This window comes from Cryobacterium sp. CG_9.6 (assembly GCF_029893365.1).
Taxonomy (GTDB): domain Bacteria; phylum Actinomycetota; class Actinomycetes; order Actinomycetales; family Microbacteriaceae; genus Cryobacterium.
Genome location: NZ_JARXUZ010000001.1, coordinates 2398768 through 2417048 on the forward strand (window position 1 = coordinate 2398768; position 18281 = coordinate 2417048).

General features: G+C 63.5%; 16 protein-coding genes and 1 pseudogene. 7 read left to right on the top strand and 10 right to left on the bottom strand.

Translation table 11 applies throughout. From position 1 onward, the window contains the following. Nucleotides 1-22 precede the first annotated feature (22 nt). From pyrH to rpsB, 3 genes and pseudogenes are all read right to left on the bottom strand, one after another. A complete protein-coding gene (pyrH, locus tag H4V99_RS11070) occupies nucleotides 23-739 on the bottom strand; it encodes a UMP kinase (protein WP_280678244.1) in 717 nt (238 codons plus the stop codon). 109 nt (nucleotides 740-848) lie between these two features. After that, on the bottom strand, nucleotides 849-1676 hold the full coding sequence (gene tsf, locus H4V99_RS11075; RefSeq protein WP_280678246.1) for a translation elongation factor Ts: 828 nt from the start codon (nucleotides 1674-1676) through the stop codon (nucleotides 849-851). Between the two features lie 151 nt (nucleotides 1677-1827). Next, nucleotides 1828-2610, bottom strand: a pseudogene (rpsB, locus tag H4V99_RS11080) (30S ribosomal protein S2); the annotation flags it as partial. A 341-nt stretch (nucleotides 2611-2951) separates the two neighbouring features. Between rpsB and H4V99_RS11085 the strand changes: the two are divergent. After that, nucleotides 2952-3446, top strand: coding sequence for a M23 family metallopeptidase (locus H4V99_RS11085; protein ID WP_280678248.1), 495 nt, complete (start codon nucleotides 2952-2954; stop codon nucleotides 3444-3446). 18 nt (nucleotides 3447-3464) lie between these two features. On the opposite strand, the gene H4V99_RS11090 is transcribed toward H4V99_RS11085, so the two are convergent. The 6 genes from H4V99_RS11090 to H4V99_RS11115 form a co-directional block, all read right to left on the bottom strand. Then, nucleotides 3465-4436, bottom strand: a complete 972-nt coding sequence (locus tag H4V99_RS11090) for a tyrosine recombinase XerC (protein ID WP_280678250.1) — start codon at nucleotides 4434-4436, stop codon at nucleotides 3465-3467. Then, nucleotides 4437-5336, bottom strand: coding sequence for a metallophosphoesterase (locus H4V99_RS11095; RefSeq protein ID WP_280678252.1), 900 nt, complete (start codon nucleotides 5334-5336; stop codon nucleotides 4437-4439). 84 nt (nucleotides 5337-5420) lie between these two features. Further along, nucleotides 5421-6683: a DNA-processing protein DprA gene (dprA, locus tag H4V99_RS11100; RefSeq protein ID WP_280678254.1), complete on the bottom strand. Its 1263-nt coding sequence runs from the start codon at nucleotides 6681-6683 to the stop codon at nucleotides 5421-5423. Next, nucleotides 6680-8215, bottom strand: coding sequence for a YifB family Mg chelatase-like AAA ATPase (locus H4V99_RS11105; protein WP_280678256.1), 1536 nt, complete (start codon nucleotides 8213-8215; stop codon nucleotides 6680-6682). The genes dprA and H4V99_RS11105 overlap by 4 nt, the downstream gene beginning before the upstream one ends. Further along, on the bottom strand, nucleotides 8215-8571 hold the full coding sequence (locus H4V99_RS11110) for a YraN family protein (protein ID WP_280678259.1): 357 nt from the start codon (nucleotides 8569-8571) through the stop codon (nucleotides 8215-8217). The genes H4V99_RS11105 and H4V99_RS11110 overlap by 1 nt, the downstream gene beginning before the upstream one ends. A gap of 123 nt (nucleotides 8572-8694) precedes the next feature. Then, entirely contained in the window at nucleotides 8695-9828 is a 1134-nt protein-coding gene (locus H4V99_RS11115; protein WP_280678261.1) for an alcohol dehydrogenase catalytic domain-containing protein, read from the bottom strand. 218 nt (nucleotides 9829-10046) lie between these two features. On the opposite strand from H4V99_RS11115, the gene H4V99_RS11120 reads away from it, so the two are divergent. Beyond that, nucleotides 10047-11786 carry a GAF domain-containing protein gene (locus tag H4V99_RS11120; protein ID WP_280678263.1) on the top strand — a complete coding sequence of 580 codons (1740 nt, stop codon included), beginning with the start codon at nucleotides 10047-10049 and terminating at the stop codon, nucleotides 11784-11786. Here the strand turns inward: H4V99_RS11120 and H4V99_RS11125 are convergent. After that, entirely contained in the window at nucleotides 11713-12423 is a 711-nt protein-coding gene (locus H4V99_RS11125; RefSeq protein ID WP_280678266.1) for a response regulator transcription factor, read from the bottom strand. The two genes, H4V99_RS11120 and H4V99_RS11125, sit on opposite strands and share 74 nt — an antisense overlap. A 326-nt stretch (nucleotides 12424-12749) precedes the next feature. On the opposite strand from H4V99_RS11125, the gene H4V99_RS11130 reads away from it, so the two are divergent. The 5 genes from H4V99_RS11130 (at nucleotide 12750) to H4V99_RS11150 (ending at nucleotide 18275) form a co-directional block, all read left to right on the top strand. Beyond that, nucleotides 12750-14144, top strand: a complete 1395-nt coding sequence (locus H4V99_RS11130; RefSeq protein WP_280678268.1) for an IS1380 family transposase — start codon at nucleotides 12750-12752, stop codon at nucleotides 14142-14144. Nucleotides 14145-14468: 324 nt separating this feature from the next. Further along, nucleotides 14469-14909 (top strand): nitroreductase family deazaflavin-dependent oxidoreductase, encoded by a 441-nt coding sequence (locus H4V99_RS11135; RefSeq protein WP_280678270.1) that lies wholly within the window; start codon nucleotides 14469-14471, stop codon nucleotides 14907-14909. Nucleotides 14910-15097: 188 nt separating this feature from the next. After that, entirely contained in the window at nucleotides 15098-16801 is a 1704-nt protein-coding gene (locus H4V99_RS11140; protein ID WP_280678272.1) for a GAF domain-containing protein, read from the top strand. Nucleotides 16802-17166: 365 nt separating this feature from the next. Next, nucleotides 17167-17340, top strand: a complete 174-nt coding sequence (locus tag H4V99_RS11145; protein WP_280678274.1) for a hypothetical protein — start codon at nucleotides 17167-17169, stop codon at nucleotides 17338-17340. Beyond that, complete coding sequence (locus H4V99_RS11150) at nucleotides 17337-18275, top strand: sigma-70 family RNA polymerase sigma factor (RefSeq protein WP_280678277.1); 939 nt, start codon at nucleotides 17337-17339, stop codon at nucleotides 18273-18275. The genes H4V99_RS11145 and H4V99_RS11150 overlap by 4 nt, the downstream gene beginning before the upstream one ends. Nucleotides 18276-18281 lie beyond the last annotated feature (6 nt).

Consider the following 18281-nt stretch of genomic DNA (forward strand, 5'->3'; position numbering starts at 1 on the left):
TTTTTCGGTGGGTATGAGAATTCTAGTTGGAGACGCGGGTGCCGAGATCGGCGCCGAGGATGGCGGCCGTCACATTGCCCTCCGGCGCCATACCGAAGACCTGCATGGGCATGTTGTTGTCCATGCACAGACTGAAAGCCGTTGAGTCAACAACCTTGAGGCCGCGCTGCAACGCCTCCTGGTAGGTGATCTGGTCGATCTTGCGTGCGTCGGGATTGGTGCGTGGGTCATCGGAATACACCCCGTCGACGCCATTCTTGGCGACGAGCACGAGATCAGCGGTGATCTCCAGGGCGCGCTGGGCAGCAACGGTGTCGGTCGAGAAGTACGGCAGTCCGGCACCCGCACCGAAGATGACAACACGGCCCTTTTGCAGGTGGCGCTCGGCACGGCGCGGAATGTACGGTTCAGCGACCTGGGTCATCGCGATCGCGGACTGAACGCGAGTTTCGGCTCCGGCCTGCTCGAGGAAGTCCTGCAGGGCGAGCGCATTCATGACGGTACCGAGCATGCCCATGTAATCGGCACGTTCCCGGTCCATTCCGCGCTGGGACAGCTCCGCACCTCGGAAGAAGTTGCCGCCTCCGACAACGATCGCAACTTCAACCTGCTTCGCGCCCTCGGCGATTTCCCGGGCAAGTGAGCTCACGACATCGGGGTTGACACCGACGGCGCCTCCACCGAAGGCCTCGCCGGAAAGTTTCAAAAGAACTCTGCGCTTCTTGCCCGTATCAATCATGTGCTGGAGGACCTTTCGTACGATGTGGGTCAAAACTACCGGGTGCCTTGGGGCACACACACAAATGGAGATCGGATCGCTTATGCAATCCGATCTCCATCAGTTGTTGTTACGCGCCGACCTTGAACCGGGCGAAGCCGGCTACGGTCAGTCCGGCATCGGTGAGAACCTTACTCACCGACACCTTGTTGTCCTTTGCGTAGTCCTGCTCGAGCAGGGCGACCTGCTTGAGGTAGGCCTTGACGCGTCCTTCGACGATCTTGGGCAGAGCCGCTTCGGGCTTGCCCTCGTTCTTCGAGATCTCGGTGACGATCTTGCGCTCGGCCTCGACGGCATCCGCGGGGACGTCCTCGCTCGCGAGGTACTCGGGGTTGGCGAACGAGATGTGCTGCGCAATGCTGCGAGCGGTCTCGGCGTCGGCTCCGGAGTAGCCCAGGACCACGCCGACCTGCGGGGGCAGGTCCTTGCTGGTCTTGTGCAGGTAAATCGAGAACAGTTCACCGGTGACGGCGGCAACGCGGCGAAGCTCGAACTTCTCGCCGATGATTGCTGCCTCACCGTCGATCAGGTCTGCAACGGTCTGCGTGCCACTCGTCGCGGCGAGTCCGGCTTCGACCGTGGTCGCTCCGGCTGCTGCGATGGCGTCGAGGACCTTGTCGGCGAGGGCGACGAACTTGCCACCCTTGGCGACGAAGTCGGTCTCGCAGGCGAGCTCGATCATGTACGCGGTGGTGCCGAGTTCCTTGGCCGCAACGAGGCCTTCAGAGGTGGAACGGTCAGCGCGCTTGGCGTTGCCCTTGGCACCCTTGAGACGCAGGATCTCGATTGCCTTGTCCATGTCGCCGTCAGCTTCAACGAGCGCGTTCTTGGTGTCGACCATGCCGGTGCCAAGGTTCTCGCGGAGAGCCTTGACGTCTTCGAGTGTGAAGTTTGCCATACGGGGTTCCCTACTTGGTTTCTTCTGCGGCCGGGGCGTCAACGGCAACTGCAACAGCAGCGGCAACGTCGGCGTCGCCAACAACATCAGCGATCGTGACGGCGGGCTCAGCTACAACGGTCTCAGCTACGACAGGCTCAGCTACAACGGTCTCAGCAACAGGCTCTGCAGCCGCGTCGTCGGAACCCTTGAGGAGTTCAGCTTCCCAAGCGGCGAGGGGCTCAACTTCGGCCTCCGGCTTGGCGTGGCGCTGAATGAGGCCCTCGGCTGCGGCATCCGCAATGATGCGGGTGAGCAGGCCGACGGAGCGGATGGCGTCGTCGTTGCCCGGGATCGGGTACTGCACGTCATCGGGGTCGCAGTTGGTGTCGAGGATTGCGATGACGGGGATGCCGAGCTTGCGCGCCTCGTCAATGGCAAGGTGCTCCTTGTTGGTGTCAACAACCCACAGCGCGGACGGCGTCTTGGTGAGGTTGCGGATTCCGCCGAGGCTCTTGTGCAGCTTGACGAGCTCGCGCTTCTTGATGAGCATTTCCTTCTTCGTGAAACCGCTCTTGGCGGTGTCTTCGAAGTCGAGCTCTTCGAGCTCTTTCATGCGAGCAAGACGCTTGGAAACCGTCTGGAAGTTGGTGAGAAGTCCACCGAGCCAGCGCTGGTTCACGTAGGGCTGGCCTACGCGGGTTGCCTGCTCAGAGATGGATTCCTGTGCCTGCTTCTTCGTTCCGACGAAGAGGATGGTGCCACCGTGGGCAACCGTCTCCTTGACGAAGTCGTAGGCCTTGTCAACGAACCCGAGCGACTGCTGCAGGTCGATGATGTAGATGCCGGAACGCTCGGTGAAGATGAATCGCTTCATCTTCGGGTTCCAACGGCGGGTCTGGTGCCCGAAGTGCACGCCGCTGTCGAGCAGCTGGCGAATGGTTACGACGGCCATGAGCCGTTCTCCTTGTCCGGCGTGTGTGCGCGAAGGCACGGTACGCCAATCGGTTTGTGCGAGGATCGGATGATCTTCACTCCTGGTGCCCGGCACACGTCCGCCCCTGTTTCTCGAAGATGGTGATTTCGAGAGGACGGGGACCGATAGACATGGCGGCCTGATGGGCACGCGTAGTCAGCGCACGAGGCGCTGCTTGGAGTAGCTTATCACTCGGTTGCGAGGCTGTGCACGCTTTTCTCCTGACGCTCACCTGTCCTCCCCCGCCCACGTGTTCGCTGCCACCACACGGATTGCGCCGGCACCCCGTCTCGGGAGAACAGCGGGGCCAGAGTGGAGGGATGCTCACTCTGATGTCGACTCGTCGCAGCCTGCGGTTGGTTGTCTTCGCGCCCCTGCTTGCTCTCGTCGTCTCCTCGAGCCCAGCGGATGCCTGGGGCTGGCCACTCCAGCCGCCGCACCAGGTTCTGGCTGGTTTCGTCGCGCCGCTCACACCGTATTCGGCAGGTCACCGTGGGATCGACCTTGCAGCCGCGCCGTCTGATCCCGTGTTCGCTCCGAGTGACGGTCAGGTGTCTTTCGTGGGATTTGTTGTTGATCGCCCGGTGGTGTCCATCGTCCACGCCCACGACATCGTTTCCACCGTAGAACCGGTCGACCCGCTCGTGGCTGTGGGTGACCGTGTCGTTGCGGGACAACGCGTGGGCACGGTGGCCGTGGGAGGCCACTGTGGTCAGCGGTGTCTCCACTTCGGCGTTCGCGAACATGGCCGCTACGTGTCACCGCTGCGATTTCTGGGTGGGGTGCCGCGGGCGGTCCTGTTGCCACTCGGGTGAACCGCGGGCAGGCGCAGGCTAGGCGCGCGGGTGAGCCAGCCGGTAGCTCTGCTTGAGGCGCTCGGCGGAGACGTGCGTGTAGATCTGGGTGGTGCCCAGACTGACATGTCCGAGCAGTTCCTGCACTGCACGCAGGTCCGCGCCACCGTCGAGGAGGTGCGTTGCCGCCGTGTGCCGGAGTGCGTGCGGTCCTGCCGGTCCGTTTCCGGGAATGTCGCCCAGCAGTGCGGCGACGAGGCGATAGACGCCGCGCACGCCCAGACGTTGGCCTCGGGTACCCAGCAGCAGCGCATCCGCTCCAGGGTATTCCGGTACCGTCATGACGTTGTGGGGTGACACGGGCACGCCTGCCACCAGATGCGGACGACCGTCTCGGAGGTAGCTCACAATTGCCCGGTGAGCCGGCACGCCGAAGGGCACCACGCGTTCCTTCGCCCCCTTACCGGTGACACGCACGGTGAGGCGATCAAGATCCACCGCGGACACATTAAGGCCCACGAGTTCAGACACGCGGAGGCCGGAGGCATAAAGAATCTCCACGATCGCCAGGTCTCGGAGGGCAATGGCGTTCCCGTCTGCCGCACGCGCTTCGAGTGCGGCGAGCAGTTCCTGCATCTGGCCGCGATTGATGACGCGGGGCAGAGTGCGTGCGGGTTTGGGTGACCGGAGCCTCGCTCCCTCATCGGCGGTGTCGGTGACGGTTCGGGAGAGCCAGGCCGTGAAGCTGCGGGCGGATGCCGACCGGCGCGCCACCGTTGCGCGTGCCAGTCCAGCCTGGGTCGCCACCCACAGCCACTCCCGCAGCAGTTCGAGGGTGATGTCGACCGTGCCGTCGCTCTGGCGGGCCGTTGCAAAGGCGGCGAGCTGGGTGAGGTCGGTGCGGTACGCCCGCACGGTGTGCGCGGAATACCCCCGCTCCGCCGTGAGGACGAAGAGAAAGTCATCGACGGCCGCGGTGAGGCCCGCCGGTGTGAAGTGTGCCGTGCTCACTCAGACCTGCCGTGAAAAAGATTCGGTGCGCTCCGTGGGAGTGAGCGCCTCGATGGTGTCGAGATAGGAGCTGGGAAAATGCGTGACCGTGTCGAAGGTGCCTACCGGCAGGATCGAGTGCACAATCTGATCGTCGTAAACGTGCACGAGGCCCAGTGACTGGCCGCCGTTCACACCGAGGAGTTCACGCTGGGGGGCGCTCAGATCCATGGTGTAACAGAGTGCTGCGGCCACTGACACGGGAATTCCGGCGAATATTCCGTGCGTGGAGTAGTGCAGGTGTCCGCCCAGAATTGCTCGCACGTCGGTGCCGCGGATCACGTGGGCGAGCTTCGACTGCTCGCGAAGCTCGAGCACGGTCATGAGCGCCAGCGGTGTGGGGATAGGCGGATGATGCAGGGCGAGCAGGGTGCCGTGGGGTGCCTCTTCGCTCAGTTCGGCGGCCAGCCAATCCAACTGCGCAGTAGAGAGTTCGCCGTGATGGTAGCCGGGCACGCTGGTATCGAGGGAGATGATGCGCAGGCCGTTCACGAAGGCAACACGGTCTATCGGGCCGTCACCGGCCTCTTCGCGCAGCAGCTCGGTTCGAAACGTCTCGCGCTTATCGTGGTTCCCCATTACCCACAGCACCTCGGCGCCCCACCGGGTAGCAGCCTGCTCGACGACGCCGCGCACGCGTCGGTAGGCACCCGCTTCGCCGCGGTCGGCGACGTCGCCGGTGATGACGATAGCGTCGGGGTGCCGCCCGGAGCGGTCGAGCTGAGCGAGGGCGCGATGCAGCGCACTGTCGGTGTTGACGGCACCGTAAAGCAGAGCCTCATCGTCGAGAAAATGGGTGTCGCTGAGGTGAACAATCAGGTGGCTCGCTGCCGGATATTGCCCCAGTTGGATGTCTGCCATGCGCCGCCTCTCGTCGATGCCCCCAGACTACGGCCTGCCACCGACAGCCGGTTTACAGCGCGCGGGAGCAATTCAATGCGGTGGCTAGTGCAGTCGCACCCAGCCGGCCCCGCGCTCACCGACGACACCATCCACGTCGAGTGCTCCTAACGCGGCGCGCACTGCCGATGTCGACAGGCCGGCCCGGCGCGCGATGTCCGGCAACGGCCGCGGCAGTCGGCCGCTCAGGGCGTCGAATACCCGAACCTGGTCGCTGGTTCGTGCTTCTGGGTCACTGGTGGAGCCATCCGCTTCGGCATAATCCAGTGGAACCTGAACCGAGCGCTCCCCCACGAGCTCGGCCATTTCGGCGGCCGTGGTGACGCAGACGGCATCGAATTCTCGAATAAGTCGGTGGCAGCCGGCCGAGGTTGGCGAGGTTACGGGCCCCGGAACCGCTCCCAGCGGACGGCCGAGTGTGGCGGCGTGGCTGGCCGTGTTGAGCGACCCTGATCGCCAGCCCGCTTCAAGCACCACCGTGGCGAGGCTCGCCGCCGCGATCAACCGATTGCGTTGCAAAAATCTCCACTTCGTTGGTGCTGAGCCACAGGCCAGTTCAGACAGCACAGCGCCGTCGGTGGCGATTTTAGCGAGAAGGCCGTCATGTCCGGCGGGATAGAAGCGGTCGACTCCCCCGGCGAGAAAAGCCACGGTGCTTCCGTGGCTGGCGAGGGCGGTGCGATGCGCTGTGCCGTCGATCCCGTAGGCCGCACCGGACACAATGGTGAAGCCGCGGTCAACCAGCCCCGCGGCCGCTTCCATGGCCACGTGCTCGCCGTAGCCGGTAGCGGCGCGGGCACCCACCAGGGCGATCGACTGCGGGATGCTCGCCAGCGCCGCTTCGGTACCCCGCCACCAGAGGGCCAGCGGCGTGTGGGCCAGCAGATCGTTGAGCGACCGGGGCCAGAGGGCATCGGTGGGCAACAAAAGTCGGGCGCCGACGCGTGCGGCCTGTGCCAGTGAGCGCTCCACCTCCACCGAATTGAGTCGTGGCCGCCAGCGGAGCAGCCCCTGGTCCAGTCTGGTGCCGAGCTCATCCTCGGAGTCGTCGTAACCAGCGTCGATCAGTACCGCTGCGACCCGCGCCGGTGCCCACCCCTCAAGAACCGCCGTCAGGCCCGTGGTGGCGCCGAGACTGTTGACCACGAGTCCGGCCAGGCCATCTCCGGGTTCGGCGATGCCGGTCCAGGCCGCACGGGCGAAGATCTCGGCCCACGGGGCCGGCACACCGGCATCCGTCGTCTCGTCGCTGCGCACCGGCGTGGCGAGCGCCCGCACCTGCTGGTCGGGTAGTCCAAAGATGCTCACGGTGTCATTCCCTTTCGTAGGTAGAGTGCGAGTCCCACGTGTTCGGCACCGGGTCGGTCGGCGCCCTCCAAATCTGCAACCGACCAGGCAACACGAAGCACCCGGTCATATCCCCGCATGGTGATACCACCGCGTTCGAGCGCACGATCAAGCGGGGCCGTGGTCTTAAGGTCCAGTCGGGCGTCGGCGCCGCGCAGCCAGGGACCCGGTACCTGTGAGTTGAACTCCCACGGGGTGTGGCGGAGGCGTTCCGCTGCTGCCGCGCGGGCGTCCACCACCCGGCTACGCGCCTGGGCACTGTCAATGCGCACGCTGTCGGTGGAGAGCCGCAACTGGGCCGCGGTGATGCGCTGCACACCGAGCTGAATATCAATGCGGTCAAGGAGCGGTCCCGACAGTCGAGCCAAATAGCGTCGCCTCGAGTTGGGTGGGCAGGCGCATTCCAGATCACCGGCGCCATACTGGCCACACGGGCAGGGGTTGGCGGCCAGAACGAGTTGGAATCGGGCCGGGAAGTGCGCGATCGCGTTGGCACGGTGGATGCTGATGGTGCCCGATTCGAGCGGCTGACGCAGGGCATCGAGCACGGCACTCGCGAACTCGGGAGCTTCATCCAGAAACAACACCCCGTGGGAGGCCCGCGAGGCGGCTCCGGGTCGAATCTGCCCCGTTCCACCGCCCACCATCGCCGCCGCCGTGATCGTGTGGTGCGGCGCTTCGAACGGTGGCCGGGTGATCAGCGCAGAACCCAGGCCCCGTTCGCCGAGGGAGCGGAGCGAGCTCACCTCCAGCGATGCGACCGCACCCAGGTCAGGGAGAAGGCCGGGGAGCCGGGCGGCAAGCATCGTCTTGCCCGCGCCGGGCGGGCCGAGCAGAAAGACATGGTGTCGGCCGGCGGCCGCCACCTGCAGGGCCAGGATGGCGTCGTCGTTGCCGATCACGTCGACAAGGTCGAGTTCAGGGCCGAGGGCCGACGGGTCGTTCGGCTGCTGAATCGCCTCCACCGGACGCGTCGGCAGTGTTGCCCCGTGCCAGATGGCTGCGTCTCGCAGCGAGGCGACACCCACCACGTTCACCCCGGGGACCAGCGCCGCCTCGTCGGCGTTTCCGGCGGGAACCATGACGGTTGTGTTCCCCAAGCGCGCAGCGGCCACGACGCCCGGCAAAATACCCGGAGTGGGACGCAGCCGGCCATCGAGGGCAAGTTCGCCAAAGTGCACGACCGATCCCACCGACTCGGCGGACACCACCCGGTCGGCGGCGAGGCAGGCGAGCGCAATGGCGAGGTCGAAGCCGGCGCCGTGCTTGGGCAGCGCGGCCGGGGAGAGAGCCACCGTGAGGCGGTGGGTGGTGAGCGGGCACCCGGAGTTGGCTGCCGCCGCGCGCACGCGCTGCGTGGCCTGCGACAGCGCGGCATCGGGAAGCCCAATGATGATCATGGCCGGAAGCTGGGCGGAGATGTCGGCCTCAACCTCCACCAGCGCACCGGACAGACCGAGCAGGGCCACGGCGTGGGTTCGCGCCAGCGGCATCAGAACACGCCCTGCAGATGTTCAATGACGGGTTCTCGTCCCCGTGCGGCGATCACCGCGATCGCATCCACCCGAATGTGTGCCGGCCACACCTGCGCCTGGGAGCACCAGAGGCCCGCCAGGCGACGCATTCGGGCGAGCTTTTCCGCGGTGATCGCCTCAAACGGATGCCCAAAGCTCACGCTGCTGCGCGTTTTCACCTCAACGAATACCACCTCTGCACCGCGCTCCACGATGAGGTCAACCTCGCCGTCGGGGCACCGCCAGTTGCGGTCGATCACCGAATATCCCTCAGCAACGAGGTAGGCGGCAGCGCAGTCTTCTCCGTACCTGCCGAGTTGGTCTTTGCGTGCCACGAGTACCTCCGGCCACCACAGTGGCCGAACCGCAAGACGCCCGTGCACGCGGGACGCCATCCGTGCACACGTCTGTGGATAGGCCGGCTGTGGAGGACCGATGCGGTTCCGGCCCGGGTGGTGCTACTCCATGGTGAACAGACGCCGCACGACGCGCCCCTCGGCCAGAGCGTCGAGGCTCTCATTGAGGTCGGTCAGGGGACGGGTGTCGGTATGCAACAGTTCCACCGGCAGGGTTCCCGCCCGCCAGAGGTCCAGGTACAGCGGAATATCGCGGCTGGGAACCGAGTCACCCATGTAGCAGCCCAGAAGACGTCGCCCCGTGCCGGCAAACTGCAGGGCAGAGGTCGTGATGGTCTGATCGGGGTGGGGCAGGCCCACCGACACGAGAGCACCGCCACGGGTGAGCAGTCCGAGGCAGGCCTCCGTGACTCGGGAGTTTCCGACCGCCTCAATAGCAAGGTCCACGCCGTCCCCGGCATGCTCGGCGACCAGACTCACCGCGTGCTCCGGAGCTCCGGCCCAGGTGGCGCCGCACCGAAGCGCCAGCGCCTGCTTCTCGGGCAGCGGGTCGATGGCAATCACGGTGGTGCCGGCTACCTGAGCCGCGGCCATGACGGCCATCAGACCAACAGCACCGAGGCCAAAGACGATCACCGACTGCCCTTCCGTGAGCGCGCCGGTGTTGAGAACCGCGCCAATGCCGGTGAGCGCCGCGCACCCGAACATGGCCGCCACGTCGAACGGCACATCGGCGGCAATCACGACCGCCGATTCCCGCGCGACCACTGCGTACTGCGAAAAAGCGGAGACGCCCAGGTGGTGGCTCACTCTGTCCCCCGAACCGGAGCGCAGCACCGCGTCACCGTGCAGCAGGTCACCGGTGCCGTTGACCAGAGCGCCACGATGACAGAGTGCAGGGCGTCCCGCGCGGCAGGAACGACAGTCGCCGCAGCTCGGAACAAACACGAGCACAACGTGGTCGCCCACCGCAACGTCCGTGACTCCGGCGCCAATGCCGGTCACAATCCCGGCCGCCTCATGCCCAAGAGCCATCGGCAACGGGCGGATGCGAGACCCATCGATGACCGAGAGGTCGGAATGGCAGAGACTCGCGCGTTCAATCTTCACGAGTAGTTCCCCGGCCCGGGGCGCGGGGACCGGTATCTGTTCGAAGGTAAGCGGAGCGCTCTGGGCGTACGGCCTGGTCGAACCGGCGTCACGAAGGATGGTGCTGAGCATCGTTGCTGTCGTCATACCTCCAACGTACAGGCGTGGCAACCAGGGTCGCGCCTGAGCTGGCGGAGACCTTGAAGGGGCAGAGATTCCGTGCCATGCTGGGCGCAGTTTGCGACTGATACCTGACTCACCGCAACGAATCCGGGGCACCATTCATTGTTTTTTGAGGTAATCCAGTGAACTCAGCCAGCGATCACGAGCCCCAGCCACCGACGCCACCCACGCCACCCACGCTTGTGAAGTTTGACTCACGTGTCGTTCAGCTCTTCCTCAATCAGGAACAGAACACAAATTACGCTAATTCCGTCGCTTCCCTCGAGCACCACGAGAATCTCGACAAGGTCCTCAGCCGAATGGTCTCGTTTGCCTGTCGCCTCGCCAAAGCGAAATATGGCGCGCTGGCCGTCGCTGACAGCGACGGATCCCTCATTCGCTTCATCTCCGTTGGGATGGATGCTGAAACGGAGGAAGCGATCGGTGTGCGTCCCCACGGGCGAGGAGTAATCGGCATGCTCGTGCGGAATCCACAAACACGACGCATCAACAATGTTGCCGCATCCCCCGAATTTGAAGGGTTTCCGCCTCACCACCCACCTATCTCAACGCTGATGAGCTTTCCCGTCGCCATTCGAGACGTGCCCTTCGGAACTCTGTTCGTGGCGGAGAAGCTCGGTGGAGACGATTTCAGCGCCGAGGACGAGGACCTCGTGGGCGCTCTGGCGAGAGAAACAGGAGTGTCAGTCGAAAACGCCCTCCTGTTTGATGACGCCCAGCGTCGAACGCACTGGTTGAGAGCCTGTGCGGAGTTGGCGCGAGATCTGCTCGAGCCCTCCTCCAGCGGGGCCGGTGGCGGTGTCGCTTTGCAGGCTGTGGCCGAACGAGCCCGACGGGAGTCAGGGGCCGACTTTGCGTCGATCGGCTTACCGACGCCTGACCTCAGCCACGTCTACTTTGCCGCAGCATCGGGTGCGGGTGCGGACACCATGCTGCGACAGCTCGTCGAGCTCCACCCCCAGGTTCTCGCCCATCTTCGGTCCTCTGGTGAGCATCTGGCCCTGCCCTCACTGACCGACGTGCTGGTGCCGTCCACAATGGTCGATTCAACCCAACTGTCGATTTTCGGAACGACCCTGATTACGCCGCTCGGACCCCCGGCAGACGCACGAGGTCTCCTCATCCTCTCCCGCACCGCGGGACGCGGCGCTTTCAACCCGACCGACATGGAAATGGTGGACGTCTTCGGCTCGTATGTGACGCTTGCTCTCGAACTTGCCGGAATTCATCGTCTGCGTCAGCGTCGGGCAGTGCTGGGCGACCGAGACAGAATCGCCATGAACCTGCACGACCGGATCATGCAACGGATCTTCGCCACCGGCCTGAGCCTTCAGAGTCTCAGACGGTTCACCGAAAATCCGGCTGCTCTCGAGCTCATCTCCGCGATCACGAAGGAACTCGATGCAACCCTCCACGAACTTCGAGACACGATTTACGAACTACAAAACCTGTCCGCCGAACAGTCAAGCGTCCACAGCCGAATCTTGGCCGCGATTCGGAAGTCCACAAACGCAATTCCCATCACGTCCAGCATCCACTTGGTTGGTCTCACCGATGAGTCCATCGACGAGGCACTCTTGGATGACATTCTGGCGGTTATTTCCGAAGGTGTGAGCAACGTGGCGCGTCATTCGGGCGCCACATCAGTAGAGGCCTCGGTTAAGATCGAACGCGGTCGAATTACGGTGCTCATCGCAGATAATGGTCATGGAATCACCGACACCGTGCGACACAGCGGGCTGGACAACCTGCGAAAACGGGCCCAGAACTATCACGGACGATTCAGCGTAACGAGCAAACCAGATCGTGGGACGCGTTTGCTTTGGTCGGCTCCGATTACGTCGCCGGTCACGTCGCCGGTCTCCTCGCCGGTCTCGGTGCCTTCCCCGGGGATTCCGGATCAGGATATGCCTGCGACGTAACGAAGACGGCGGCTTGAGTGCGACGCTGGAAGCCCAGCTTGCCCAGGAGGGACGACACGTAGTTCTTCACCGTTTTCTCGGACAGGAACATGGCCTCGGCGATCTGCCGATTCGAATACCCCTCTCCGATCAGGGCAAGACACCGCTCTTCCTGACCCGTCAACGGCACCATTCGGTTGTCTCGGGCGACAGGATCCACGAGGCCCTCAAGAATCTTCGACCGATCGCGGTCGGAAAAAAGCGACTCCCCCGCGGCCGCTCGGCGTATGTCTTCGAGCAGATCGGTGCTGCCGATTTCTTTCAGCAGGTACCCCGCTGCTCCGGCCAGGACGGCGCCACGGACTGCTTTTTCGTCGTCGTAGCTTGTCAGGATGAGGCACTGAAGCGTGGGATCGATGCTGCGCACATCGCGGCACACCTCGATGCCCGTCCCGTCGGGAAGGCGGCCGTCGAGAATCGACACATCGGGATGAAGGTCAATGATGCGGCTCGTGGCTTCCACGGCGGAACCGCTCGCACCGACGACCTCAAATCCCTCACGTTCCAGGAGATCCCGGAGGCCCCGTCTCACCAGCTCGTGGTCATCCAGAATAAAGACACGGGTATGTGGGGTCAGTGACTCGTCGGGAGTGTTCATCGCGTTCTCCAGCTCATAGCTCCGAAAGGTGAGTAGGCCCTCAGCGCCTCGCCGACACGGCGCCAATTCTCTGTTGCGTCCTATTTTGTCTCCAGGTAGCCGGCCACGCTAGGGCTCGGCGGCAGGAGTTTCGTAGATTCCGCCGCTACCGCCGCGCATAGTCCTGCATGGCCGAGACCAAAGGCCTTCCGAGTAGGGGAACTAAGCCTCGATCCACCGGTCGAGTTAGGGTCGTAGCGGCGCGTTAAACAGAGAATGCCACTCGGATCAGGAAAAATAGAACTTACTTAGGGTTCATTTCAACCGATTCGAGAGGCATCTCGTAGATGCAACTTTTCCACAGTTCCAGCCGCTTGTCAGCCACCTTCGATGACACGAATCTCGTGTCGGCCGCGGGGCTTGTCCCCGCGATGGCGTTGGCGGTGAAAACCGGGCTCAGCGACCTCGCCGATGCATGGCTGACCTTGCCGGGGTACTTCGGCGCGAACTCGGGGTTGAAAGTCACCGCGTTGGTCGCGGGGATGCTCGCTGGTGCCGATTCGATCGATGACATGGCGTTGCTGCGGCACGGCGGTATGAAGAAACTCTTCGTCGGGACGTATGCCCCGTCGACGTTGGGGTCGTTCCTGCGGTCGTTCACGTTTGGTCACGTCCGGCAGCTGGACGCCGTCGCCTGGCGGTGGCTGGTCAACGTCGCCGCACACACCCCGATCGTGGCGGGCATCGACGACTATGCCCTTGTGGACATCGACGACACGATCAAGGAAGTCCACGGATATCAGAAGCAAGGCTCCGGTTACGGCTACTCCGGAGTGCGCGGCTTGAACGCTCTGATCGGCATCGTCTCCACACCCCAGGCGGCACCGATCATCGTCGGCTCCCGGCTGCGGAAAGGCGCGGCAGGTTCCCCGCGCGGCGCGGGAAAGTTCGTCGGGGATGTCCTCGCCACCGTGAAACGCCTCCGCAGCCAGACGGCCACCGGCCTCGTGCTGCTGCGCGCGGACAGCGCGTTCTATGGGCACGCGGTCGTCGCCGCCGCGCACCGGGCTGGCGCAAAAGTGTCCATCACGGCACGCATGGACCCGGCCGTTAAGCGCGCCATCGGCACGATCACCGATGACCAATGGACGACCATCAACTACACCGATGCGATCCGGGACGAGGCCACCGGCGCGTGGATATCGTCCGCCGAGGTCGCGGAAGTCGTGTTCACCGCGTTCAGCTCGCGCAAGAAGGCCGAACGCATCGTGGGGCGCCTGGTCGTGCGCCGGATCCCGGAACTGAATCAGAAGGCGACCGAAGGGCAGCCGACCCTGTTTGACACGCATCGGTTTCATGCGTTCTTCACCACCAGCGACCTGGACACTGTCACCGCGGACCAGACCCACCGGCAGCACGCCATCATCGAGCAGATTAACGCCGACCTTAAGGACAGCGCGCTGGCGCACCTGCCATCAGGTGTGTTCACGGCCAACGCGGCCTGGCTCGTGCTGGCCACGATCGCCTTCAACCTTTCGCGCGCCGTTGGTTCGCTGGCCGGCAGCGATCTCGGCAAGGCACGCAGCGGCACCATTCGTCGCAAACTCATCAGCATCCCCGCCCGCATCTCCACCTCGGCACGCAGGATCACCCTGCACCTCCCCGCCAACTGGCCATGGAAACCCGGATGGACGACCGCGTTCGCGGCGGCCTGCGGCCCGCCGCAAACCGCCACCACCTAACCACCAGCCACCCGGCGAACGAAGACTTGGAACACCACCGGCAGCAAGGTCGGCAGCCTCGCCCTGCCCGCCACCAAAAACCACGATCTGAATTCAGTGACGCCGATCAGTCAAGGCAGACCGGTGGATCGAGGCTAAGTCCCTAGTGCCCTCGGGTTGCCCCGCCTACTTTTAATACATGAGCTCGGAGGCCCGAAACCACACCGAGTGACGCAGTACCTCGACGTCTGACCACGCGCCCTACAGTGGGGTCAGTCGCCGAGGTACCGTATCACTCGGTGGCGGGGTCGAACAATCTCCGCACTACTCCCGTACGATCGGTGCATGACGATTCGCACGGAGCTCACAGACCTCGGTATGCGCGCGATGAACGGCATCCACCGCAGCATTCTGCGGCTGTCCGGTGGGCGTCTGGGCTGGACCATTGGGACGATGCCTGCTGTGGAGCTACACACCACGGGCCGCACAAGCGGCGAGCGCCGTTCGACGATGCTGACCGCTCCCGTTCACGGAGAGGGCCGGTACGTGCTCGTGGCGTCCAAGGGCGGGGACGACCGGCAGCCCAACTGGTACCTCAACCTCGTGGCAGAGCCCAACGTTGAGCTCACCATCAAGGACGACACGCTTCTGATGCGGGCACGCACGGCCACCCCGCAAGAGAAGGCCGAATTGTGGCCACGAATCACGGCCGCTTACCCGGGCTATCGCGCATATCAGCAGAAGACGAGCCGGGATATTCCGGTTGTCATCTGCGAGCCGCGCTGACCGCTCCCGGCCCGCTCGCGGCCGTCAGCGTCTGGCTTCGTGGGAGCAGGCACCGTGCGTTTCACGCCTTGTCGGGCCACGGTATCCGTGGCATGCTAGCTGCAGCCACCGATGTGTCGAGCGTAAACGACGCAAAAGAGGTGAACGACGCACATGAGGAGCTCCCCCAGCCACGTGGAGGTTGTTCGATGAGTAGCGACCCCGAATCCGGAGCCCTCGCGCCCCCCTCCGTGGCTGGTCACCACGGCCAGACACCCTACGGTCAGTGGCGGTCCAACGCTCAGCTTGAATCCTTGGTGACCCGAGCGCAACACGAGAGTCTCGATGCTGTCCTGAGACGAATAATCGCGTTTGCATGTCGCATGACGAACGCCAGGTATGGCGCGATCGGGGTCGTCGACGATAAGAATTCTCTGATTCAGTTCGTCCAAGTTGGAGTGGATGCCGAGACCGAGCGCGAGATAGGGTCTCCGCCCTCGGGTATCGGGATCCTGGGCATGCTCAACCGGCATGCCGCAGCACTTCGCCTGCATGACTGTAAGGATTCGCCAGAATTTACGGGATTCCCTCCCCACCACCCCGTTATGACAACGCTAATGAGCGTTCCCATTTTGGTGGACAACGTGCACTTCGGCAACCTGTATCTGACCAATAAAGAGGGCGGTGCAGACTTCACTCAGGCGGACGAGGAGCTCGTCGTTGGATTCTCGAGGGACATTGGAATCACCGTGGAGAACGCCCTCGTGTCCGAGGATTCTCACCGACGCGCGCGCTGGCTCATTGCGTGCGCAGACCTGGCTCAGGACCTTATCAAACCCTCCACGGAGGGAGGAGGGGACTCCCTCCACACCGTGGCTGAACGGGCGATGCGGGAGTCGGGGGCGGATCTTGTGGCAATCGGCTTACCGACACCGGAGTCCGGGATGGTGTACTGCGCGGCCGCGTCGGGTGACGGTGCCGGAGCCATCCTGCTGCGGAAGATCGCAATCCAGCCCGAGCTGATCGAGACCTTCAGCGATAACCGCCAGGCCATACTGCTGGGTTCTCTGAATGATGTCTTCCTGACACCAGAACCCAGGAATGCGTTGCGCCGAGCGCTGTACGGCACCACCTTGGTGGCACCTCTACAATCCGCTGCAGAAAACCGGGGCATGCTGGTTTTGGCCCGTAAGGCCGAAAATGGCACCTTTAACTCGACCGACGTGGAAATGGTGGAGGTCTACGCAACGTATGTTGCATTCGCCCTCGAGCTTGCGGGCATTCACCGGAAGCGGCAGCGCGAGGCTGTGCTGGGCGATCGCGAACGGATAGCACTGAACCTTCACGACCTGATCATCCAGAGAATCTTCGCCATGGGAATCAGCGTTCAGAGCCTCCGACGATTCACGATGGAAGCGCCGGCGCTGGAGCTAATTTCATCGGTGACCCACGAACTGGATGCCACCATCCACGAGCTACGCGACACCGTCTACCAACTCGAAAGCCTGTCGGCCGGGTCCGAGAGCGTCAACGGCCGCCTGCTGAGCGCAATCCAACAGGCGACCGATCCACTCGATATGGCCTCGAGCATCCGTCTCACCGGCCTGGTCGACCGATGCATCAAAGAAAACCTTGTGGTCCATGTCCTCGCGGTTCTGTCCGAAGGACTCAGCAATGTGGCACGCCATTCCGGCGCCACCTCGGTCGAGGTGTCTGTCAAGGTCGCCCGCGGTCGCATCATTGTGGTCATCGCCGACGATGGGCACGGATTCGACAATGTTGTACGGCACAGCGGTTTGGACAACCTCAGACAACGAGCCCGCAGTTGTCACGGCCGATTCACTGTCACGAGCTCACCGGGTCGCGGTACTCGCTTGGTGTGGTCGGCTCCGACTGCACTGACAGCTCCGTGAGGCGTGCACCTCTGCACGCCTCTTCGTTCGCGCCGAACAGTGTCATAAGGGACCAAAGTCACAGTTTCTCGTGCCCAGACGGGACCAAATCGCCGTCAGGAGGGTTAGAACGTCACTGTCGCCCTAGGGTTCTCACGCCTACTTTTAAATATGAGGTTATTTCAGCCTCGAAGGAGGAACTGCATCGTGATCATCACCTGCCCTTACTGCCACGCGCGGGCCAGGCTGGCCCCCAATCCGGCTCATACTCAATTCGATGCTCGGCCGATTTATGTGTTGTCCTGCACGGGTTGCCCCCGGACGAGCGTCCGATCTGAGCCCCGGTACCCAGCGCCCGGAAATCAGCAGCCAGTCTGGACCCACCAATGACCAGCCACCATCGCATTCCCGTCGCTGCCCATGCGCAGGCCTCCGACATCACGATCATGAACCTCGACGCTTTCCTCGACGCGCTTGGTCCGACTGACCGGACGGTTCTTGAATCTCGGTTTGGGCTGGACGGACGGGCGCCTCGGGCGCTCGCGCTGGTGTACTCATGACACTCACCGAATCCGCCACTCCCCACCTACGCATCTCCAGCGGACGATGCACAGTCGACGGTTTCGGCGACTACCTGCGCAAGATTGGCAGGACACCGCTCCTCACAGCCGCGGAGGAGGTTGAGCTGGCCCAGCGGATTGAGGTTGGCCTTTGTGCCGCCGACAAACTCACACAGGTGAGCACCGACCAGGTGCTGACACGCGAATTGGAATGGCTGCACCAGGACGGGGTGCAAGCAAAAAACGAGTTCATTGAGGCCAACCTTCGTCTCGTGGTCAGCGTCGCCAAGCATTATCACAGCTTTGGACTCTCGATTATGGACCTGGTTCAGGATGGCAACATAGGCCTCGTTCGTGCGGTTGAAAAGTTTGATTTCGCCACCGGGTTTAAGTTCTCCACCTACGCGGTCTGGTGGATTCGTCAAGCCGTACACCGCGGAATATGCGATCGGTCGCGAATGATCCGCGTTCCAACGCATACCGCGGAACAAATCACGACTCTCATCCGCGTCGCCAGGGACCTTGAGACCGAACTCCAGCGACAAGCCACCCTTGAGGAACTCGCGGACGCGATGCTCATGAAGAAACGTGATGTGGCCCGCCTGTTCAACTATGACCGTGAGCCGCTATCCCTTGCAACGCCGATTGGCGACGGGGAGATTTCAGAGATGATTATCGACGAGGACCGACTAGAACCGGACGACTACGCCAACGCAAAACGACAGAAGACGGACATCACCTTTTATCTCGACGCACTGCCGTCCCAAGAGCGGTCGGTACTCGTTGCTCATTTCGGTCTGGAAGGCCAGGAATCCGCCACTCTTGAACAGATTTCTCACGTCGAAGGCGTGACCAAGGCAAGAATCCGCCAACTCGAAAAGAGAGCCCTTGCTGGCATGCATGTGCCGTGCCTGAAACAGTATCTCGAGGACTGACCGTGA